Raw genomic sequence first — 24,631 nt, forward strand, 5'->3', positions numbered from 1 at the left:
CTCACACCACCTTCAACGGCACGCCGCCCGCGCTACCCGCGCCTGCCTGCCGCGCGGCGGTGGCCTGCGCCGTCACTTCCGCCAGCACCTCCTCCTTCGGCCCGAAGGCGCCCTGGCGTCCATCCTTCATGAAGAGGAGCTTGTCGACGGCGGCAACGGCACTCGGGCGGTGCGCGACGATGATGACGATGCTGCCCGCTTCGCGCGCTGACCTAATCGCCTGAGTGAGCGCCGCATCGCCCTCGGCATCCAGATTGGAGTTCGGCTCATCGAGCACGATCAGGAACGGGTTGCCGTAGAGCGCGCGGGCCAGTGCGACCCGCTGGCGCTGACCAGCGGAAAGCCGCGCCCCGTTCTCGCCGACCGGCGTGTCGTAGCCTTGCGGAAAACGCGCGATCAGCTCATGCACGTCGGCAAGCCTGGCTGCGGCAAGCACCGCCTCCGACGACCGGTCCGGATCGAAGCGGGCGATGTTTTCGGCGATCGTTCCCTCAAGCAGCTCCACGTCCTGCGGCAGATAGCCGATGGAACGGCCGAGCACCGTGCGGTCCCAGTGGTGCATCTCCGATCCGTCGAGGCGGATCTTGCCGCCCGCAAGCGGCCACACACCGACAAGCGCGCGAACGAGGCTCGACTTGCCGGATCCTGACGGGCCGATGATGCCGAGCCCTTCGCCTGCCGATAATGAGAAGGCGATCCCCTGCGCCGTCGGCATCTGGGCTGACGGCGGGCGCACGGCGGCCTGTGCCACGTCCAAACTGGCGACGGGCACTGGAAGCTCCGTCTCGGGCACCCGTGCACCGTGGCCGGAAAGCGTCACCTTCAGCCGCGCCAGCGCCTGGCGCGCGGCAAGGAAGGGGCGCCAGTGGGCGACCGCCTGTTCCACCGGCGAAAGCGCCCGCGAGGTGATGATGGAGGCCGCGATCATCACGCCGGAAGACGCCTCGTTCTGAAGCACCAGCCAGGCGCCCAAACCCAGCACCGTCGACTGCAGAATAAAACGCAGCGTCTTGATGATCGTACCGTAGGTCGCCGCCCGGTCCGCCGCCCTGCGCTGGAGCGCAAGCCACTCCGCGCCATCCGCCTCGAAGCGGTCGCGCAAGGCCTTCAGCATGCCCATGGCAGCGATCGCCTCGATGCTGGAGCGCCCGGCCTGCACCTGCGCCCCGCGTCTGGCCGAGGCCACGCTCAGCTCCGCCGTCGGCTTGCGCGAGGTCCATTCGCTCAAGCCCACGAAAGCGCTGATGACGATAGCGCCCGCCACGGCCAGAAGACCCAGATACGGGTGCAGCAGGAACACCAGCCCCAGATAGATCGGCATCCACGGCAGGTCGAAGATCGCGACCGGACCGGGGCTTGAAAGGAACTGTCGCAAAAGCTCCAGATCGCGCACCGGCTCGGCCTTTTGGAGCGCCGGCTTTGCCGCAAGCGAACGCCCCACCGCCGCCTCGAAACTGATGCCGGAAAGGTCCGCGTCGAGCCGCTGTCCGACCCTTGTGAGCATGCGCGAGCGCACCCCGTCCAGCATCCCCTGGAACAGGTATAGTGCCGCGACCAGAAGCCCGAGCACCACCAGCGTCGGCACGCTGCCGCTCGTCAGCACCCGGTCGTAGACCTGCAGCATGAACAAGGGCCCCGTCAGCATCAAAAGGTTGATGACGAGGCTGAACACCCCAACCACCCCGAACGCCGACCGGCAGGTGGAAAGAGCATCCGCGACCGGCCCTTGTGCGGATGGGCGAGAGGGTTTTGGCGGCGGGGGCGGGTTAGCAGCCGGAGGCTGGTGAGAAGAACGCTCTGCAGCCTTGTTCTGAGCTCGCTGTTCGTTTGCGGCGCTGCCAGCCTCACGGCCTGTCGTCAGCGCATCCGGCTTGCTCGCGGTCCCGACCTCCCGGGACCGCCTTTCGGCGTCTTCATTCCGCTCCATGTCGAGGTCTTACGCGACGAAGCGGAAATCATCCGCGTGCAGTGCGGACAGTTGTATATCCTTCAACGTCACCGAATTCGTGGGATCGATTGTGATCACCACATCATCGACGTCCTGCGTGGCCGCGGCCAGAACGTCATTGTAGTCGGAGAAACCGGCCAAACCCTGGAACTCGATCACATCATCCGATGCAGCACCGGCCGTGAAGTCGGCAATCGTGTCGTTGCCGTCGCCGCTCTTGAAGATGAAAGTGTCGTCGCCCGCGCCACCAAGGATCCAGTCGTTGCCGGCACCGGCATCCACTACATCGTCTCCGGATGTCGTTGCGGATTGCTGAGCCAGGGACGAGAGGGTTGCAATATCCCAGATGGTTCCATCCGCGAATTCGATCTCTTCGACGCCTTGCTCCAAATAACCGCCGAATTGCTCGTCGAGCGTGATCGAGCCGCCATCTGCGAAGTGCAGCACAACATCATCATCATCGCTCGTGATCTGCGACAGGGTCACCTCTTCAAGGAGGATGTTGCTTCCGAGAGATACACGATCAGCCGCGCCATCATAGTAGGTGTCAATGATCGTATCGTTGCCGTCACCAAAGCTGTAGACGTAGGTATCGGAACCGTCGAGGCCATTCAGGACATCGTTTCCGGTCCCGCCTTCAAGCGTATCAGCGGTCGTTTCGTAGCCATAGATGGCGTCATCGCCGGACGTGATCGACTGGGCAAGCGCCAGGGAGCGAAGCACGGTTACATCCCAGACGGTTCCATCCGCGAATGCGACCTCCTCAACGCCACGTTCCAGATCACCGTAGAACTGTTCGTCGAGCCTGACCGATCCGCCATCGATGAATTGCAGCGTAACATCGTCAAGGTCGCTCGTACTACGCACGACAGTGACTTCGCTGGTCAAAATGCCGGCACCAACTTCAAGACGATCTGCAATACCGTCTCTATAGCCATCGGTGATCGTGTCATTGCCGTCACCAATGTTGTAGATGTAGGTATCGGAACCGTCGAGGCCATTCAGGACATCGTTTCCGGTCCCGCCTTCAAGCGTATCAGCGGTCGTTTCGTAGCCATAGATGGCGTCATCGCCGGACGTGATCGACTGGGCAAGCGCCAGGGAGCGAAGCACGGTTACATCCCAGACGGTTCCATCCGCGAATGCGACCTCCTCAACGCCACGTTCCAGATCACCGTAGAACTGTTCGTCGAGCCTGACCGATCCGCCATCGATGAATTGCAGCGTAACATCGTCAAGGTCGCTCGTACTGCGCACGACAGTGACTTCGCTGGTCAAAATGCCGGCACCAAGTTCAAGACGATCTGCAATACCGTCTCTATAGCCATCGGTGATCGTGTCATTGCCGTCACCGAGGTTGTAGATGTAGGTATCGGAACCGTCGAGGCCATTCAAGGTGTCATCACCCAGCCCGGCTTCCAGCGTATCGTCGGTATCTTCATAGCCGGTAACGGTGTCATCGCCGGCCGTGATCGACTGGGCAAGAGTCACGGAGCGGATCATCGCGTCGTCCCAGATGGTTCCATCCGCGAAAGCGATCTCTTCAATCCCGTAGTCGATATTGTAGTAGAATTGCTCGTTCAGTGTCACCGAACCGCCATCGATGAACTGGAGGGTTAAATCGTCGAAATCGCTCGTGCCACGGACGAAAGTGACCTCACCGATCAGAATGCCCGCGCCCAGTTCCAGGCGGTCGGCCGATCCGCTGTTATAATCCTCCGTAATCGTGTCATCACCGTCGCCGAAATCGTAAATATAAGTATCCGATCCGCCTTTCCCGTTGAGGCTGTCGTCTCCGGAAAGGCCGATGATGATCTCATCGGCGGAGGTACCGTTATAGGTGTCGTTGCCGGCAGTTCCAACATAATCAGCTATTTCTTGGAGGGACGTCACTGATATATTGACCGTTGCACTGGCGAACGCTTCACCATCGGTAATCGTATATTCGAAGGATGCACCACCAGTGTAACCTGCCGCTGGCGTAAATATAACATTTCCGTCCTGATTGATTGAAACGGCCCCATTTACGGCATTTTGGACTGAATATACTGTCAATACATCGCCGTCTGGATCTGAGTCATTCGCAGAAAGCGTCGACGGCGAGATAATTAGTGCCGTATCCTGAACTGCCGTCAAAACACCATCGTCGACGGCCAAAGGCACGTTGTTTAGACTTCCACCATTCGCAAGTATATCGATCGCACTTCGGTCCCAAACCGTTCCATCTGCAAACTCGATCCGATCGACGCCGCCCGCAAAGCCGGTCAATTGGTTTTTCAAAGTGATTTGGTCGTTTGTATTCGTAATTGTGAGAATTACGTCTCCATCCGGACCGGTTGCCGTAAGAACCACATCCCCTGGGACGATCCCCGGACCAAGTTCTAGGGTATCAATTTCAGCAGATGTATCTTCACCGCCGTCGTTGATCAGGTCCTGCCCATCGCCCAAATCGAAAATGTAAAGATCGTCGCCAACGCCGCCTTCCAATTGGTCATCACCAGCCCCGCCTTGGAGAGTATCATTGCCACCTTCTCCCCTGATCCAATTGTTGCCGCTATTTCCAGTCAGCGCGTCGGCGAATTGGCTGCCCTCAACATTTTCGATGTTCGAATAACTGTCACCTTGGGCGTCTCCACCGGATGCATACGCTGTTTCTAGGTTGATATTTACAGCGGCACTCGATGACCCATATGCCAACCAATCTTGGCCGTCACCGCCATTCAAGTTGTCTGCGCCCGCGCCACCTTCGAGAACATCGTCACCCAAGCCGCCTACAAGCGTGTCCGCACCTGCATTTCCAATAATTTCATTATCAAAGGCGTCTCCAGTCAATTGGTCGTCGAAGATACTGCCCTTGACGTTTTCTATTCCTACAAATGTATCACCATCCGCATGCCCGCCTGAGGCTAAACCCATTGCGAGATTTATTAGAACCGCCGCATCGGATTGTTGATAGTCCACCCAATCCGAGCCGCCCCCGCCATCGAGCGTATCCGCACCTTCGCTTCCAACGAGCGTGTCATCTCCGAACAAGCCATACAAAATGTCATCGCCTGCTCCTCCCGACAAAATATTACTTACGTCATTTCCGGTTAAAACATCATTCCCTATGCTACCTTGAATGTTTTCTACGTTGAATATTGTTTCAGAATTTTCCGGATGCCCGATCGTTGAAGCAGTACCGGATTCAAGACTAACTATCCAAGCTGCAATCGAATAGGCAAAGGTGATCGTGTCTACGCCCGCTCCACCATCATATGTGTCAAGGCCTAAACCGCCTTCCAGAACATCATCTCCGGCTCCGCCGTCAAGAACGTCATCTCCGTCCCCTCCGACCAAGATATCGTTGCCGTCTCGACCTAAAAGGTTGTCATCACCGGCCTCTCCGAAGATCGTGTCATCATTCAAACTACCTTGAATGTTATTATTCGCGTCACTTCCATAGATTAATCCGTTATTTTCGGTAGATGCATTCTCATAGTACCGTTGCTCAACGTCAGCGAACGTCCAAATCGTACCGTCGGCGAAGGAAATCTGCTCCAACCCACCCGCATTCGCTCCAGGCACGACGGCGAGTAAAATCGACCACTGCCCATCGGAAGATTTGAGCGTAAACGAACCGTTCAGGGAACGGTCTACGATCACGGAGTCAGGCGTTATCCCGCCGCCAAAGGCAAGCGTGTCGAGATCGCTACTCGACCCATTGTCTGAGATGACGTCGTGCCCACTCAGCTCGTCAAACGAATACGTGTCGCTACCGGTCCCACCATCAAGGCTGTCATCGCCTGCTCCCCCCGCAAGATTGTCATCGGTGTCAAATCCGATGATTTCATCATCACCGTTCGTGCTGGCAACCGACAGGACCAGCGCACGCACATCCGACGCACTCAATACAGTTCCGTCTTCGAACTCAATCTGACCGATGGCTGGCTGGTCTGATAGGAACTGCCCTTTGACCAGAACCTCATCCTCATCAGAGTATTTTATGAGCAAATCAGACGAGTTACCTACGGGTCGGATAAAGCTGACGCTGCCAGTGGTTATCCCTTGTCCAAATATTATTTTGTCGATCGACAGGAGACCACCAGTATCCTCAATGAGGTCATGTCCATCGCCTATGTTGAGGAGGTAGCTATCCGCCCCTGCTCCCCCTCGCAGGATATCGTCGCCTGCGGAACCAGCGAAGACATCGCTGAATACCGACCCGATGATCAAGTCATCACCCGAAGTTGTTTGAGATGCGATATCTTGGGGAACCAAATCGTTCCGGCCCCATATCGTGCCGTCTTCGAAAGTGACTTGCTCGATGCCCGCTCCGGTTTGATCCAGTTGCCCCACCAATGTGATGGTTTCACCAGTGCTTGCGATAACCAGCCTTAGGTCCGATGCGTCAACCTCAGACAATACAACCCGAATGTCTGTGCTTAAAATCCCGGCTCCAAACTTTAGCGCGTCGAAATCCGAAGAACTCCCTCGATCAACAATTATATCGTTACCGGAGTCTTGGTCATATTCGTATATGTCGGCACCTTCTCCACCGACTAACGTGTCGCTGCCTCCACGCCCATTGAGATGATCGTCTCCAATAGTGCCGACCAACTGATTGTCGTCTGCGTTTCCAAAGATTGTTGATTGTCCATCCGCACTCAACAATTCGGATTCGACTAAATCCGACACCGATACGAGCGTGCCATCGGAAAATTGAACCCACTCTACGTCTCTGATGCTCACCCTATCTCCGGTACCGGCAATTTCCAGAACCAAGTAAGAAGAATTCGCCTGATCTTGCCGAACTATTATGTCCGACGGATCTATTCCCGGCCCGAATGCGAGGGTATCCGCCTCGACGATCCCACCATCAAAGTAATCGTTCCCGTCGCCAAGATGGAAGATATAGATATCCGAGCCCCTACCGCCCTCAGCATAGTCATCGCCAACGCCACCACGAATGATATCGTCACCGTTGTCGGCATAGATACGGTCATCGCCAGCGCCGGCATCTATGGTTTCGCTTGAAGCGTAGCTGTCGATGTAGTCGTCACCACTCGTTGAGGCCTGATCCACATAACGCTGATGAACTTCCGCGATCGTCCAAACAGTGCCATTGTCGAAGGACACATATTCAACATCGCGAATGCTGACCTGATCGGTGGTGCCGGCGATCCTGAGCACGACAAAGTTCGTGTTCGTCTCGTCAAGCCTCACTTCGATGTCCGACGGATCTATTCCCGGCCCGAATGCGAGGGTATCGGCTCCGACAATCCCGCCATCAAAGGCGTCGTTCCCGTCGCCAAGATGGAAAATGTAGGTATCCGAGCCTCCACCGCCCTCGGCATAGTCATCGCCAACGCCACCACGAATGATATCGTCACCGTTGTCAGCATAGATACGGTCATCGCCAGCGCCGGCATCTATGGTTTCGCTTGAAGCGTAGCTGTCGATGTAGTCGTCACCACTCGTTGAAGCCTGATCCACGTAGCGTTGGTGAACTTCCGCGATCGTCCAAACAGTGCCATTGTCGAAGGATACATATTCAACATCGCGAATGCTGACCTGATCGGTGGTGCCGGCGATCCTGAGCACGACAAAGCTCGTGTTCGTCTCGTCAAGCCTCACTTCGATGACCGACGGATCTATTCCCGGCCCGAATGCGAGGGTATCAGCGCCATTAATCCCGCCATCAAAGGCATCGTTCCCGTCGCCAAGATGGAAGATATAGGTATCCGAGCCTCCACCGCCCTCGGCATAGTCATCACCAACGCCACCACGAATGATATCGTCACCGTTGTCAGCATAGATACGATCATCGCCAGCGCCGGCATCTATGGTTTCGCTTGAAGCGTAGCTGTCGATGTAGTCGTCACCACTCGTTGAAGCCTGATCCACGTAGCGTTGGTGAACTTCCGCGATCGTCCAAACAGTGCCATTGTCGAAGGATACATATTCAACATCGCGAATGCTGACCTGATCGGTGGTGCCGGCGATCCTGAGCACGACAAAGCTCGTGTTCGTCTCGTCAAGCCTCACTTCGATGTCCGACGGATCTATTCCCGGCCCAAATGCGACGGTATCAGCGTCATTAATTCCACCATCAAAGGTGTCGATCCCATCGCCGAGGTGGAAAATGTAAGTATCCGAGCCTTCACCGCCCTCGGCATAGTCATCGCCAACGCCGCCACGAATGATATCGTCGCCGTTGTCGGCATAGATACGATCATCGCCAGCGCCGGTATCTATGGTTTCGCTTGAAGCGTAGCTGTCGATGTAGTCGTCGCCACCCGATACGTTCTGATTGATATAACGTTGATGAACTTCGGCGGCGGTCCAAACTGTACCGTCATCAAACATCACATACTCAACATCCCTTATGCTAATCTGATCAGCGGTGCCGGCAACGCGAAGTACTACGAAGTTCGGGTCTGCCTCATCCACCCCCACTTCAATATCTGAAGGGTCGATATTGCTGATTTTAAGGGTATCTGTCCCACTGGAACCGTAGAACGCATCATGCCCGTGACTTAGCCCGAATGTATGCGTGTTGTCGCTGGCGTCGCCTTCAAAGTACTGGTTCGAAGCAGACGATGGCTGGCCACCGTCAGCCAGCGCTAATATGTCATTAGGCAGCCATATAGTGCCGTCATCAAACTCAATTCGCTCCACACCGCCATTCAACCGCAGTTGATCTTTCAAAAGAATCCACGCCCCGGTAGCAAAAGTCAGATATACACTATTTTGATCCAACGGGTGACGGGTAATCGTAACATCGGCGGGTTGAATGCCCGGCTGAATAATCAATACATCGCTGCCTGACTGGTAATAGTAGTCTAGTATGGTGTCGTTACCATCTCCGAGAGAATACAGGTAAGTATCTGCTCCTTCCCCACCAATCAAAACATCGTCGCCTGCACCACCAGTTAATGTATCGCTTCCCCCGAAACCGGAAAGGCGGTCATCGCCGCCTCCTGCGGAAATGACATCGGCCGTGCCGAAGCCGAGTACATCGTCCTTCGCCTCGCTCGTCCAAGAAGAACGAAGGAAATCGAACAGCGCTTCCTGACTGAGTTCGGTTCCGTCGTCGAAAACGAAGGTTTCAATGCCTTCGCTGAAATATGCGGAAGCACCGTCTGATATCGTCAACCAGTTGCCATCCGAGAAGCCGATCCTGAGATCGAAATCCCGGGTCGAACGGGAAACTGCGATATTCTGGGCCGTAATTCCCGCGCCAAAGACGAGCCTGTCGTCATAGGAATTCGACGACAAATAGCTGTCGATCAGGACATCACGCCCATCACCCAAGCCGTAGTGATAAGTATCGCTTCCGTCGCCACCGATCAAAACGTCGTCGCCGGAACCGCCGTTTAGCGTATCGTCTCCACCATAACCAGTCAGGCGGTCATCGCCGCCTCCTGCGGAAATGACATCGACCGTGCCGAAACCGAGTACATCGTCCTTCGCCTCGCTTGTCCAGTCGGCCCGTAAGAGATCGAACAGCTCTTCCTGGCTGAGTTCGGTTCCGTCGTCGAAAACGAAGGTTTCAATGCCTTCGCTGAAATATGCGGAAGCACCGTCCGATATCGTCAACCAGTTGCCATCCGAGAAGCCGATCCGAAGGTCGAAATCCCGGGTCGAACGGGAAACCGCGATATTCTGAGCCGTAATTCCCGCGCCAAAGACGAGCCTGTCGTCATAGGAATTCGACGACAAATAGCTGTCGAACAGGACATCACGCCCATCACCCAAGCCGTAGTGATAAGTATCGCTTCCGTCGCCACCGATCAAAACGTCGTCGCCGGAACCGCCGTTTAGCGTATCGTCTCCACCATAACCAGTCAGGCGGTCATCGCCGCCTCCTGCGGAAATGACATCGACCGTGCCGAAACCGAGTACATCGTCCTTCGCCTCGCTTGTCCAGTCGGCCCGTAAGAGATCGAACAGCTCTTCCTGGCTGAGTTCGGTTCCGTCGTCGAAAACGAAGGTTTCAATGCCTTCGCTGAAATATGCGGAAGCACCGTCCGATATCGTCAACCAGTTGCCATCCGAGAAGCCGATCCGAAGGTCGAAATCCCGGGTCGAACGGGAAACCGCGATATTCTGAGCCGTAATTCCCGCGCCAAAGACGAGCCTGTCGTCATAGGAATTCGACGAGTAATAGTCATCGAACAGGACATCACGCCCGTCACCCAAGCTGTAAAGGTAAGTATCGTTTCCGTCGCCACCGATCAGAACGTCGTCACCGGCTCCGCCGTTTAACGTATCATCCCCGCCGTAACCAGTCAGGCGGTCATCGCCGGCCTCGGAGGAGATTTCGTCATTTCCTCCCGTCGCAGCTACGTTATCTTTACCAAGCGTCGCAGCGTTGTTAAGAAGCCGCACCCTCAGGTCATCGGCAGACCAGACGGTTCCATCCGCAAATCGTACTTCGTCGATCGCAAACAACGCACCGCCAATAAACTGATTTCGTATTTCTACCCTGTCACCAGTACCCGGTATGCTGAGAACGAACGTATTACTATTATGCGGCGCGATGGATACATGGACATCGGAAGGCGTAATTCCTTCGCCGAAATTGAGGATATCAATCCCGGCATCTTCAACAATTACATCCTTCCCATCTCCGAGATTAAATATGTAGTTGTCATTGCCACTCCCACCATCGAGAAGATCGTTCCCTTTTCCGCCAAGCAATGTGTCATTGCCATCGCCTGAGGAAATTTCCTCGGACGTGTCAAAACCGATTATTGTATCGTCCGCAGCGGAAGAGTTACGGCCCAAGTAGATCTGGTTTATGTCCGTCAATGATATCGTCGAGCCATCCGCAAATGCGAATATCTCGATACCGTCGCCCCATCCGTTGGAGCGCGTAGCCACGGTAAGCGCATCGCTCGTCCCGGCAATTGAAATGACCAAAATGCTCGGATCAGCTTGATCTCGCGTAAAATTCAGATCAGTCAGCGCAATATCCGGCCCGAATTCCACACGATCTATATCGGACAAACCGCCCCGGTCGATGATTTGGTCGGCGCCGTCGCCACGATTGAACTGATAAGTATCGGAGCCGGAACCACCGTCCAGGGTATCGGTGCCGCCAGCGCCAGTCAGAATATCGGCACCCACTGTACCGATGAGTTCTTCATCTCCCGATGTCCCGGAGTACGTTTGTCCGCCGACAGGTGAATAGTCGACGTGGGACAGAATTTCCGAGCGGTTCCATACCGTCCCGTCATCGAAGGTAAATCTGTCTATCCCGTTGTTTCCGTTTGAGAGAACCCCTTTAAGCAGGATCCGGTCAGTCGTACTCCCGGCAAACGAGACGATGACATCATTTCCGTTGTCCGAAGCGGTCACCAAAACATCGGCGGCATCGATACCTTCACCAAAGCTCAGCGTATCCGCGCTATCATCACCGGCATCCGAAAGTTGGTCGTATCCGCCACCTAGCCGATAGATATACGTGTCGTTACCCTCACCGCCGAGAATGCGGTCTCGACCCACTCCACCTTCGAGAATGTCGTCGCCCGCTGACCCCTTCAGCAGATCGTCACCGGCTCCGCCGATCAGCCAATCGGCGCCCGTTCCGCCGAGGATGAAATCATTGTCATCGCCACCGTCCAGCAGGTTTCCGTTCCCACCGCCCGACAGCAGTATGTCGTCACCGGCACCACCGAAGAGCCAGTCATCGAGCGCACCGCCGACAAGCTTGTCATTGCCCGCACCGCCGAACAATTCAGTGCCCAGATTACCGCCACTAATCAGGTCGTGCCCTGCCCCTCCCAACAGACGAGCGGAATATCCAATAAGTATTTCTGTATCAGGCACAATCCCGTCAAAAGAAACAAACTCGCCATCCTGGCCCGATATCGACGACAAACCATATCGGTCGTGGTCCACGACGATTATATCGCCCCCGTCCGTACCCGAGAGTGTGTCCTTTTCACCAATGGCAATCGTATCGCCATAAAACTCGGCATCCTCACCGCTGCCGGTGACGATAAGCCTTTCGCCTTCCAGGTAGCCAAATGCGACGTCCGACGCATCCACGCCTTTATCTTCCAGCCACCATGACCAGCCGCCGTTCCAATCGGCCTCATGTCGCCGTTGAAGCCCGAGGCTGAACGCTTGCGCCAAGGTGATCTGCCAACCGATAGCGAACTCGCTTTCCGGATCGGCCGCAATCTGAGCGTTGATGGCATCTTTGTTAAGGAGGTATTTTTCGTACTCCTTCGCAACGATAAGACTATTGAGCAAGAAGTCCAAAGCATCGTCGATGCTGATGATGTCACCCGGGCCCAGTTCGGTCAGAACCGAAGACGGAAGGACCGTATCGATCGACTCGTAAAACGATTTGACCGTTGCCGGATTCTCGTCCGGCGTTCCACCGCGATCGATCCTCTCCAGCGAAAGCGACAATGCACGCTTCGCGTAAACGTCACCACCCGCGATTTCCAGTTCAGCCAGAAGTTCGGCAACGCTTGTGTTGATCAGCTTTTCGGCGTTGGAACCATAATTGGTTTTTTCTCCGTAACGCTGGAAAGTGAAGTCCCCATCCTCAAAGCCGTAGATCGCATCCGAAACTTCCTCGTTCAGAACATCGCCGTTAATTGTGGCGAGCACCGAGGTCAGCGCATCTTCTGCGCTATTCGCAATTTCCTTCGCGATCTTCTCGGCGTTTTTGTCTTCGCCGTAAACCGCCGAAATAAAGAATTCGTCCGTCTCCGTGTCAAAGGACAGATCCGCATAGCCGACCGGGTCGTTACCGAACAGTCCACCGATCGCTCCGCCGATGAGGCCGCCAACCAACGAACCGAGAAATGACCCGATGAAAGGAATCGGTATGGGCAAAAAACTTCCAATCGCACTGCCGATCGAAGACCCGATCGCAGAGCCAAGTTGTTCGGTGTAGGTGTCGAATTGACCGATCTCATTGGCCAGGAATGCGCCGGTCACGCTGCCAAGCGAATTCAGTGCTGCAGCACTGACATTCGTATGCCACGGAATTATGTTATCTGGATGATTATTATTATATATAATATTCTGGCTAATCTGAGTAATCGTGGCTCTGGTTGGCGCCGTCAAGAATGCACCGTATTCGCCTTCGACTCCCAAAAGTTCCGCGAGTTGCTGCGCAGCATAAGAGCCGATCGCCGCAAAAGCAGCTCCACTCAAGAATATCTGCGGATCGGAACCGGCGAGTGCTTCACTTGCTTCGGTCTGCAGTGTGCTTCCTGTAGGCGCCGTTTCGGAAATGAAATTCAGCGCCGCATATTCGGCCAATTCGGATCCCGCAATATTGGCGAATATGGCAAGCGCACCGGTCGCCTCGGCAGGTAGCCCAAGTTCATCACCCAGCTCCTCGACCAGAAGTCGGCCAGCATAGCCGCCAATCCCGCCAACCACGTTGATCGCAAAACGGCCGAGGAATATTTCGCCATAAAGCGGCTCATTCGCGAATATGCTGTCAGCTACAACACTGCCAAGCGATCTTAGAGCAGAACCAACAACAATATCCGCAAAGGGATTGTCCTGAAAAACGATCGCCGAGACCTGATCGATAATACTGTCGACCAGGATAGCTTCATCCGATTGAGGATAGAACAGGCTGTCGTTGTGTACGCGATATCCGCCGGCGATGTATGTATGGAGCCCTTCCACCGTCAGATTGTAGGTATCATGCAAACCCGGTACATCTTTAATCGATGTAATTTTAGTCGGTGAACCATCTGCCGCCACCAGATAATCGCCGATTTGGAGTGACCCAATCTCTACAAATGTACCATCCGGTTGATAAAATTTGTGACCTGGCGTTACCTTGACACCATTCACTTCGATGAGTTTCTGAGCCTCGTTTCGAATAATATCAATTACTTGGCGTGCTTCCAAACGTAGGTGGTCCGCAAGCTCGATGTCGCCGTAAACGCCCCAATTTTCTTCATTGTTGCCAGATGAATATGCTGCCACACGATCGCCGACAACGATCATGTCGATACGCTTGGTGCTCCCATCCTGCAAGAGAATATCAGTATCAGGTGAGAAACAGTAATCTCTATCTTCCTGAATTACATCTTTATATATTTTATCAATTAGCTCAGCGGATTCCACTCCTCCTTGAGCTTGTCCAGCCCCAGGCACATTGCCATAAGTTTCTTGTACAATAAAAGTGCCATTTTGGTCTATTATCCCTCTAAATCCAGCCACTTCCTGAATTACACCGTCCCGCGTTACCCGCTCGTAAGAGGTTCTAACTTCGCCGGCACCTGTAGTGATCGTTTTAGTAATAAGAAATTCATTATTATTTAACTGTGCCACCTGCACTTTATCAAACGTTGCGTTAGCATGTATATATAAATTTTGATCTGAACCTTCGCTTAGAAATTCCTCAATGGCCAAATAGTTAAAAACATCGTAATCCCGGTTTGACGCAAGGGCGAGCTTATATCCCTCTTGCGCGCGCGAAATTATTTCCCCATCGACTGGTATACCTCTACCCGATAATCCAGTTGTAAGATCATCAGCAAACTGGCCCGCAAGAAAACTATTTACATCCGTAAAAGCAAAATTAATACCAACTTCGGCATACAGGGTTGAAAGCGAGGCAGAAACCGCAAATTGATCATCCGAATAACCCGCAGATAATCCAATAGGGCCAAAATCGCCCACAATGTTCGCTTGGGTGAAATATTCAAGACCATCAAAGTCTATAATGAAAGTCCCTCCAGCATAAGTATCGGGAATTCGAAAATCAATCTTTACGCCAGCACCTTCAGCGGTATCCCAAATGAACCGACCGCTAGCATAACTTGAACCGAGCCCTACCCCACCAAATGCTGAAGTACTCAAAACCAAATCATTATTTTGAGCGATTATTGAAATCCTTGAATAAAAAAGGGATGGGTTTGCAACAATTTCAGGGCTCTGCAGGAAAAGATTTTCTATTTCTGATTGAAGTTGATCCCACTTCGCTTCGCTCATTGCCCCACACCTTCTTGCATTTAAAGATAAATTTCACACTGATTATTGCTTACACGGAAGTTGTTTTATTAGCGCCTCTACTTGGCTTAAACTCATTCCCTTGTAAATTTTTTCGTCATATAAAACCCTAAGCTCTGTGACTAAGGGCCACCGGAATGAATAACTATCTGACTCAATTTTGTGATATTTTTCGGAGTACAATTCATTGAAATTCCCGAGACCATAATAGACTAATAAACCTGTATAAAGACACTTTTTATACTTAGAAATCTTGCTGCCATTGGGAATTGCTATGATTCCTTTTTGAATTTCATGGTTAAATTCCGTTCTAAGAATTTTACACGTGTCTTCCCGACCGAAAGAGATTAATTGCTTGCCATCTGAAATATATTTTAATTCCTTCTCGAATTCAGCAAGCATACTACTATATACTAATAATATATCATTTTCATCAACAGCTCTTCTGTAATCCAACCCTTCGACTAAGGAATATTTTTTTTCTCTGGTGAGAGGCAAATTCCTTGAAAATTGCACTTGCGCAATAATTGTATTTAAATCCCAAGGAACCTGAAAATCTGTTAGATTAGCTAATGTAAAGTTCGTTTCTATAATTGCACCTTGTTTATTTTTATATGATTGTTTCTCGTCGTGCTTCGAAACTCTCATTATTCCATCTTTTTTCGAGAAAATTAGATTATTTTGATCAGTTATATGATAATTTTCTTTGTAATATGGCAAGCAGTTTTGCTCTGCGGCATGGGCAGAATTTGTTATCAAGAAAGCAATAAGCGAAATATATCTGATATACACTTAAACCTCACCATGCTCATAATTGTGATTTTATCGTCCAATATTCCTACCATTCGCGCACACTAACACCACCTCCGGAATTCGGTTGCAGAGACTTCACAGGCCTTCCTTTAAAGACCTTCTCCTTCAGTTCCTTGATCATCTCTTCCTGCCCACCCATCGGCGCAAGGAAATCGATCAACCAGAGGTCGTTCCCGGATTTCCAGTCGGTCGGCATGAGGCGGCGAATACCCTTACTCACGATGCGTTCCGCCGGCTCCTCACCGAGATAGGCCCATGAAGCAAAGCCGATCGGCATGCCGGATTTCTGCCAAAGCCGGAACTGGCCTAAGAGAATCGGCGGGAGAACGAGCCACTCCAAGTCAGTCATCATCATGTGCTTGTGTATGGGAGACCGGCTCATCAACCAGACCGCATGTCCGACCGCAGTCATTCTGACCGCGTTTTGTCTGGCAGCTTCCAGCGCGGCCTTTTCGTTCGGTTGACCCTCACGTCCGGGCGGCGTTTGTCCGCCATCGTTTACGCCGGTAGCCGTGGTGCTAGACCGAGACTTTTTAGCAGTCTTCTCGTCCTGATTTTCGGACTCATTATCGCTCATGAAATCGACTCGCTGATTGGGCTAAATATTTACGATTTAGCTAAATCGAAGAAACACTCCTCTCTACCCTTGCACGAACTTATGAGGTTATGCAATCTGATCGGACCAAAAAAATAATCGACCAAATGCTCCTATCCACCGTAACGGTCAATTCCGACCGGTCAGGGTTCTCAAACGGTATTGATGGCCAGCGTCACCAACCCATTGAGTGCCCAAGGATCATTCTCATACTACGAGCATGCGCTTCTGACGGAAGGTCTTGGCCACCCGCCACGGCTAGCTCACCATTTCCTTTCGGCTATCCGACCCCGTTAGCCCAATATAGTCAACGCGAAGCGGTTGGGAATGCGATTGAATATTCGCCATCCAAACAAATCGCAGGCAAAAACATCAGCTGCCGAGTGAGGGAAACTGCCGACACCAATGGACGGGTCACACTTCGCCTTCACGCAGCAGATCCAGCGCCTCAGCAAGGTTGTCGGCTAATTGCATTGCATAGCGCAGGGGCGGGAAAGTCTTGCCGCGCGGCTGCGCCCGGCCGAACCTCCGCCACGCCTGGTAGACTTCCTTGAGCAACTGGCGCTTCGGCAAGGTGTCATGGCGCATGCTGCGCAAAACGATCTCGTTGTCCGACAGCCGATGTCGCTCGGGCAAGCTGTCGTTTAGCATCTGCGCGAAGGCAAGCGCCGTTCCCGGCCCGTCGAGCGGATCGCCACCGTCCGGTTCTCCCATCAATCTGCGATCCAGCGCATCCTGCAGGAACAGGATATCCCGCAACTTGCAGGTTTCCCGGAGTTTCGCTGCACCCTCCTCATCAAACGGTCCTGTAAATCGCACGCCTTTGACCACGTCTATGACGACGTCGTCTGGATGCGGCAACGGCTCCGGAGGAGTTTCGCCGAGCGCTTCGGCTTCCGCGATCTCCTTGTGCGCGGCCGCGACATAACCCCGCCAGAAGTCGTTGCTGTCTGCGATTTCCTGCCGCTCCCGTCGTTTGGCTTGGTCATAGCGCTCGATCACATGCCTTTGCGCATGTGAGTTGCCCTTCGTGGCCGAGACGTATTGTGCACGAAGTACGGCCTCGATCGCCGGGATTTCCTGCGTCTCTCCGCCTTCGCGGACCGTCACCTTGCGTTCGGCAAGCTTCAAAACCAGTTCGTCCGTCGACAGGCTTCGACCGTCGGCGAGACCTTGAGACTTCGGCCGGCCCTTTGGATTGCCGGATTGCCCTTTCTTGAACTGTGAGTGAACAGGCGGATGCTTGTAGCCGGTGCCGGACAGGATCGTATCTTTCGCTTGCCTCACCGCCTCTCGGGGAAGCCCGGTCGACTGCTTCGCATCTCGATCCGACGGTTCGTCCTTCGAAGAGGCGCTCATTTACCGGTTCTCACTCTCCGGGCCCGCGTTACCGGTACGGCCAGCGGCGCACGCCTTTCTTCCGCAACCTCCTCGAAAACGGTTCCCGTTGCCTCCAGCAAGGCTTGTTTGCCGGTATAGGCCTGCCAACGGGCAAGGATCGTGTCGCAGTAGGCCGGGTCGTATTCGACGATCCGCGCCTGCCTGCCGCAGCTTTCAGCGGCGATCAACGTCGTGCCGGAACCACCGAAGACATCAAGCACGATATCGCCACGCAGCGAGCAGTCGCGGATCGCATCGGCGACGAGAGCGACCGGTTTGACGGTCGGATGCATGGCAAGCTCCTCCATGCGTTTCGCTCCGACGCTGCTGATACCGGCATAGTCCCAGACGTTCGTTCGATAGCGCCCGGTGTCTCCAAGGCCGAAGCTGTTCACATGCGGGCCGTCGCCCACCTTGAAGACAAAAACGAGTTCGTGTTTCGACCGGTAGAACGTACCCATGCCGCCGTTCGTCTTGTTCCAGACGCACAGGTTCTTCAACTCCGAGAACGCCGCCTCTCCGGCATCGAGCAATTCTCGCATGTGCCGCCAATCCATGCAGACGAAAGCAATCGCGCCGTCACTCGCCATTGATGCGGTATTCTTCAGCGTCGTCGTCAGAAACTCCGTGAAGTCCTCACGGCTCATCTCGCCGGCAGCGAAGGCGAACTCCCGATGCTTGACCCTGCCCAGGCCTCCGACATGCCCGTCGATGGGAACGTTGTAAGGCGGGTCCGTGAAGATGAGATCGGCACGGTCTTCGCCCATCAACACTGCGATGTCGTCGGTCGACCTGGCATCGCCACAGAGCAACCGATGACGGCCGAGGCACCAGAGGTCTCCGCGTTTCGATACCGCCACCTCCGGAGGTTCGGGAATCCGATCGGCGGGTATGTCCGGAGCCGTCGTCGAGGCCTCTTGAGCGTGGTCGAGCGTCAGATCGATCTCGGCGAGCGAAAATCCCGTCAACGCCACGTCGAAGTCGAGATCGATCAGCGCCTGCAATTCGATCGCAAGCACTTCTGTGTCCCAGCCGGCATTGAGCGCAAGCTTGTTGTCGGCCAGAACATAGGCCCGCCGCTCAGCCGCACTCAGATGCGACAGCTTCAGCGTCGGCACCTCATCCAATCCCAATTCTTTGGCGGCCATCACCCGGCCGTGGCCGGCGATAATTTCCTCATCGTCGCTCACAAGCACGGGATTGGTGAAGCCGAAACGGGCAATGCTGTCCGCGATCTGGCGGATCTGCTTCTTCGAATGCCGTCGCGCATTGCCGGGGTATGGCCGCAGCGCCGACAGGGTCATCATCTCTATTCGGGACGCAATCGCCGTCATCGCCATGCTCCTTTCGCAGTCCGTCATCCGAGCGGGTGCGACAAACGTTGGGCGGACAAAGGCGAGCGGATCAAGTGGGCGAAGATTCGCGCATCACGACAAAAAGCGAACGATTCCAGAGTTATGGAACTTTCGAAGCCTTCTCAAAATTTAAAAGGCGTTGGAAGGGTGTTCGAAGCCCGTTTGAAGGATCTGTCTTCGAAAACAGCAGCAGAATCCAGACAATCACAAACGCGTGATACACCGTGAGCAACAATACGTTGAAGGCTGGCAGCCGCTGAACTTCGAGCGCATGGCGGTAGTCGTGATGGTGATGCCGAAGAACGATTCGGCATCAAAGAGCCGATCGATGCGGGAAGCTGAAACCGATCCAGGCCGCAGTTTCATCAGCCGATGTGCGTATCTTACCGCATCCGCCTTTCCGACACTGCGGTATCCAAGTAAAAATCGTCTCGCCTGCATCATCGGGCAATGCAATCCCGGAATTCGTGATGTCCCAACCGGCAAACGACACTGCATTCCCGCGTGAATGGCATTGCCTTCCCGCATTGCAGCCTGCTGCCTCCGTCAGAAGGAATTCGTATCCCGCTTTGCGGCAATGCAATCCCGCTTAACGGCAACGGCATCCCGGAAAACGACACTAGCCCGCGGCAAAAATTCCCTAATATCGAGGCGGATTGCGAAAAAGACGGCATCGTGACGCCTCTCCCGTGACGCATAACGTCTCTGCAACCCATTGAAAACACGAACGAACACCGACCTCTGCGCGACAAACCCGCGACAGAATCACCCGATTCCCTGATATTTCGGAGACTTCAGCGGCCAAACCCAAAGACGGGTTCGCGGTGGACTACACCCACCGCCATTAAGTCTTTAATTCCAGAGACTTAATCCCTTCTCGGACCAGCCTTCCGAATTCCTCCGACATTTCGGGGAGTTTCGCGTTCACGTCGCGCGAAAACCGAACCAGAGAGCGCAAGCCAGGGCGGGTCATCTCCGATTATCGGCTAGATTTCTCTGCAGGCTCAAACGGCGGTTCGGTTTCCGTCAGCGCTCGAAACGGATAGTAGCCTTGGCGCCATGGGTGCTCCAGATTTCGTTGAATACGACGCACTTGATCGAGCAAGCTTAATTCTCGAGGCTTCCAGGATCAGGTTGAACTATTGCGAGATTCAAATCGATCCCAGAATATCAGCCTCATCTACAGGTCGGCGTTGGGCCAAACTGCTGCTACTCCTTGCATGATTTTGGAAATCGAATCTGGCCGTGAAGCGGTCATTAGCTGCGAGCCGAACGAATGGCCGGAATGGGGCCGACTGCGGACCGGCAGCTTCATGGCGATGAATGCAAATAAGGAGACATCCCTCTTTGCCATGGTTCGGTCCTCCCGAAATTCTACACCTAGGGAGCGGTGCATTGGACTGCCCCTTTCCCGGTAGCCAAGCCCCGCCTCATGAGGTGGGTTTGGATGGGTGACGCCGTTGTCTTGCTTTTGTCAGCTTGGTGACATTCACGCCTTTGCGAGCATCAGTTTTGTATCTACCTGCGACGAATTCACCATCCCGAACACAACTAATGATGGCTATTGTGTTGGCAACTTATAGGGGATTGGATGCGTCTAGGTAGTATATCCATTCGAAACTTTCGGCGTCTGAATGATGTGTCCGTTGATTTCGAAAGCAAGGAAACTGTTTTTGTTGGCCCGAACAACAGTGGCAAGACCTCTGCGACGGCTGCCATTCGCAGCTTTCTCGGGAATCGGGAATTCAAAATCCATGACTTCTCCATTCTCGCAATTGCCTCTATCGACGCCTACGTTCCCGGGAACGAAACCAACCTACCCCAAATAGAACTTGATCTCTGGTTTCACATCGATCCGGACTCAATTGCGTTCGGTCGGGTCTTTGCCCTGGCAACGAGCCTTTCCGCTGATTTCTCGGAAATCGGGATGCGCAGCGCGTTCGCCGTGGATGACGCAGCAGAACTCTGGAAGCATTACGATGCAGCTTTCCCGCCAAAGGTAGATGGCACCCGCAAGCGTCCCTTGAGCTTCTTCCTTGGAATGGAAGGCAACTTGAAAAAGTATTTCGGCATCAAGGTGTCTTCGCTGGAGAAGCTCGAACAGGAACTCGTGGCAACGCCACTTTCCGCGCAAGAAGGCAAGAAGATTCTCAATTCTCTGCTGCGCGTCGATTTCGTTGATGCCCAGCGGAATATTGACGACGAGAATGCCGCTAGAAGCAATAGGCTGTCAGACGCCTTTGCGACATATTACCGGAGAAACCTGGAGCAAGCGAAATACGCGGAAGACGCCGTCACGGTCATCGAACAAAACAACGAGAATCTGACCAAGCATTATGACGAACGCTTCAAACAACTGATGACGATGATCGGAGGTCTTGGCCTTCCCTCCGACAACGACCGCGCGATGAAGGTCGTTTCGACACTCAGTTCGGAGGTTGCACTACGCGGTAACACCGAACTCTTCTACGTCGATGCCAGCACCAAACATGAGCTTCCTGAAGCCTATAACGGATTGGGCTTCAAGAACCTAGTGTTCATGGCCATTCAGGTCGATCATTTTTATCGGCAATGGCTCGCGACTGAGGACAACCGCCCGATTTGCCAGATGATCTTTATCGAAGAACCGGAAGTGCATTTGCACGCTCAGGTTCAACAAACATTCATTCGCCAGATGTGGGACGTTCTCACAGCCGACGCGCCCAAAGGTGAAAGCAAGCCCCAGCTCACAATCACGACCCATTCGTCGCACATCCTAGACACAGTCGATTTCTCAAAAATCCGCTACTTCCGCCGGTGCCAGATCCGCGGTGAAGAGGAGGGAGTGACCTATCAGGGAACAACCGTGCACAGCCTTCGGCAATTTCAACCGGAGCCACTCGCATTGGGCGGCGATGTGATCGAGCCAGAGGAAGCACTTTCTTTTCTCAAAAAATATCTGAGACTTACGCATTGCGACCTGTTCTTCTCCGATGCTGCCATACTCGTTGAGGGGTCTGCTGAAAAACTGCTTTTGCCGCGCATGATCGACATATCGGCGCAGGAACTGAACAAGAAGTATTTGACAATTCTTGAGGTAGGTGGAGCTTATGGGATGCGCTTCGCCGGATTGTTGGAATTCCTCGAAATTCCCTATTTGGTCATCACCGACATCGACTCTGTCGATCCCGCGAGAAACCGGGCGAGTTGCGTCGCTACCCATCCGGGAGCCGTTTCGTCGAATGCGACTCTGGGATATTTCTTTGGAGAGAATGGAGTAGCCGCACTCTCCGCCAAAACCTTCAACAATTGTCTGCAAGCTGAAGGGATGCGTTTTGTCGCCTTTCAAAAGCCGTTAGAAGTTAACCGTCAGGGCAATGCTCAAACCTACCACGGACGAACCCTTGAAGAAGCCTTTGTCTTCGAAAACCTCGACCACTTCCATGCCGATGGACTCAGTATCGGCATTGACTTGCCGGATGGTCGAGCCGAATTGCAGGAGGCCGTCTGGCGGCGCATTAAAAGCGATACTTTCAAAAAAACCGAATTTGCCATGGATGTCCTTGCCTTCGAAATACCGGCAGGCGAGGACGAAGAAGCTAATGCGGGACAGAACAGGGACTGGAATGTCCCCCACTACATCGACGAAGGCCTAAAATGGCTGGAGACACGTCTCTCTCAAAACCAGGGAGCCGGCGAATGACAGCGACGCTCAAGTCAACTGAAGCCGATACGAAAATTGCTGAGTGCATCGCGAAGAACGTTTCTTTTTCGGTTATCGCAGGCGCCGGATCAGGCAAGACCACATCGCTCGTTGAAGCTCTGAAAGGAATTCAGAAGTCCCGTGGAAACGGGCTTCGGAAAAACGGTCAGCGCGTCGTGTGTATCACATACACAAACCGTGCCGTCGGAGTGATTTCGTCGCGACTAGGTTTCGATGACCTTTTTTACGTTTCCACTCTGCACGGGTTTCTTTGGGCAGAAATCGCGCGCTTTCAAGACGCTATTCGGGAGGCCCTTCGTGATGCGATCATTCCGCGGCATATGGAAAAGGCCCGCCAGAAAGATAATGGAGGTATGTCGCAGGCAGCGCAAAAAGCCAGGAAAGATCTGGAACGCCTATCCGCCGAACTTGCTGCGCTAAACGATCAGAAACCATCGGTCTCTTACGAAGAAACCGTTATCAGCGACTATTCGATATGTGTCCTGAACCACGATGATGTTATTGACGTCGCGGCCTATCTGATCACGAACAAACCGCTCCTACGCAAAGGCCTCGGTTTCAAATACCCCTACATTTTTGTCGATGAAGCTCAAGACACCTTTCCGCAGGTCGTAGAGGCCCTCAATGCCATGTGCGCGGGTGAAGGGTTACCCATCGTCGGGTATTGGGGCGATCCGATGCAGCAGATTTACGATAAGCGCGCCGGAGATTTTGCCGGTCCTGAAGGTTCTGAGACGATTCCGAAGGAAGAGAATTTTCGAAGCTCGACCTCCGTGATCAGTCTTCTCAACAACTTCAGAACCGATCTGAAGCAAGTTCCGGGTGGGAAGAACGTCGACGTTGAAGGAAGCGTTTTGATCACGGTCGCGCAGGCCCCTGAACCTGCTGGTCCGAGAAATACCTACACCGTCGAACAACTCGATGAAGTGACGGCAAAATTCGAAGAAACTGTAAAGAAGTGGGGATGGACAGATAATGCAACTGTGAAGAATTTATTTCTGGCTCGGCAAATGATTGCGCGCAGGCTCGGGTTTGTCACAATACACAAGTTGTTTACAGGCACTTATTCATCGTCCAGATCCCAGTCTGATTATGAAGACGGTGCGCACTATCTTCTCAAACCTTTTTTGGACGGCATTTTTCCATTGGTCGATACATCCCGCAACAACGATCCTAAGAAGCTGATTGAAACACTCCGAAGAATAAGCCCTGCTTTTGAAGACACTGGAGCGAACAAGAGCAAAACCCTCAAACAGATGCTCGAAGAAGCCTCAAAACACGCCGCTGCTTTGGCGGAAAAATGGGAAGGTAATACGGTCAAAGACATTCTGGAATACTGTAGCGCGAACGCGCTTTATCCAATTTCGGACCGCCTTGCAGGTCAGTTGGCTCGCGCTCCCCGCGAACCTTATGACTCCGGCAATGAGGATCACCAAAGGGAAAAAGGCGATTGGCTGGCTGATGAATTCCTCAAGCTGAAGGCTGACGAACTCGAAAAATACATCGATTTTTTGGATGAAAATTCTCCTTTCAGTACGCAGCACGGCTCGAAAGGCGAAGAGTATGAGAACGTGCTGGTCATGATCGACGATATCGAGGCAGCCTGGAATACCTACAGCTTTTCGAAAGTTTTGACCCCTGGTGTCGCGGGCGATCCAACCGACCGGCAGCGAGAACTCACTCAAAAACTGGCTTATGTCTGTTTTTCACGGGCGGAAGTGAACCTTAGGATCTTGATGTTTTCGAGAGACGCGGAAGCGGCCAAAAAAGAACTGGTCGAGCGCGGTCTGTTCCAGGACGGCCAGGTTTCAATTTTGTAGGTACCGGACAGATCCTTATGCAGATTCACTTTT

At 53.6% G+C, this 24,631-nt stretch carries 8 protein-coding genes; 2 read left to right on the forward strand and 6 right to left on the reverse strand.

The features are described from left to right. Nucleotide 1: 1 nt before the first annotated feature. The 6 genes from GR183_RS16405 to GR183_RS16430 form a co-directional block, all read right to left on the reverse strand. Complete coding sequence (locus GR183_RS16405; RefSeq protein WP_376765778.1) at nt 2-1,672, reverse strand: type I secretion system permease/ATPase; 1,671 nt, start codon at nt 1,670-1,672, stop codon at nt 2-4. 264 nt (nt 1,673-1,936) lie between these two features. Beyond that, complete coding sequence (locus tag GR183_RS16410; RefSeq protein ID WP_160776715.1) at nt 1,937-14,914, reverse strand: calcium-binding protein; 12,978 nt, start codon at nt 14,912-14,914, stop codon at nt 1,937-1,939. Between the two features lie 42 nt (nt 14,915-14,956). Then, nucleotides 14,957-15,724, reverse strand: a complete 768-nt coding sequence (locus GR183_RS16415; RefSeq protein ID WP_160776716.1) for a hypothetical protein — start codon at nt 15,722-15,724, stop codon at nt 14,957-14,959. 46 nt (nt 15,725-15,770) lie between these two features. Further along, nucleotides 15,771-16,322, reverse strand: coding sequence for a toxin-activating lysine-acyltransferase (locus GR183_RS16420; RefSeq protein ID WP_160776717.1), 552 nt, complete (start codon nt 16,320-16,322; stop codon nt 15,771-15,773). A 432-nt stretch (nt 16,323-16,754) separates the two neighbouring features. After that, nucleotides 16,755-17,699 carry a DUF5681 domain-containing protein gene (locus GR183_RS16425; RefSeq protein WP_160776718.1) on the reverse strand — a complete coding sequence of 315 codons (945 nt, stop codon included), beginning with the start codon at nt 17,697-17,699 and terminating at the stop codon, nt 16,755-16,757. Continuing rightward, complete coding sequence (locus GR183_RS16430) at nt 17,696-19,054, reverse strand: site-specific DNA-methyltransferase (protein ID WP_208999883.1); 1,359 nt, start codon at nt 19,052-19,054, stop codon at nt 17,696-17,698. Before GR183_RS16430 ends, GR183_RS16425 begins: the two co-directional genes overlap by 4 nt. Before the next feature lie 1,612 nt (nt 19,055-20,666). Here GR183_RS16430 and GR183_RS16435 point away from each other — a divergent pair. Continuing rightward, nucleotides 20,667-22,757: an ATP-dependent nuclease gene (locus tag GR183_RS16435; RefSeq protein ID WP_160776720.1), complete on the forward strand. Its 2,091-nt coding sequence runs from the start codon at nt 20,667-20,669 to the stop codon at nt 22,755-22,757. Next, on the forward strand, nt 22,754-24,598 hold the full coding sequence (locus GR183_RS16440; RefSeq protein WP_160776721.1) for a UvrD-helicase domain-containing protein: 1,845 nt from the start codon (nt 22,754-22,756) through the stop codon (nt 24,596-24,598). Before GR183_RS16435 ends, GR183_RS16440 begins: the two co-directional genes overlap by 4 nt. Nucleotides 24,599-24,631: the final 33 nt, after the last annotated feature.

Source organism: Stappia sediminis (assembly GCF_009826895.1).
Lineage (GTDB): Bacteria > Pseudomonadota > Alphaproteobacteria > Rhizobiales > Stappiaceae > Hongsoonwoonella > Hongsoonwoonella sediminis.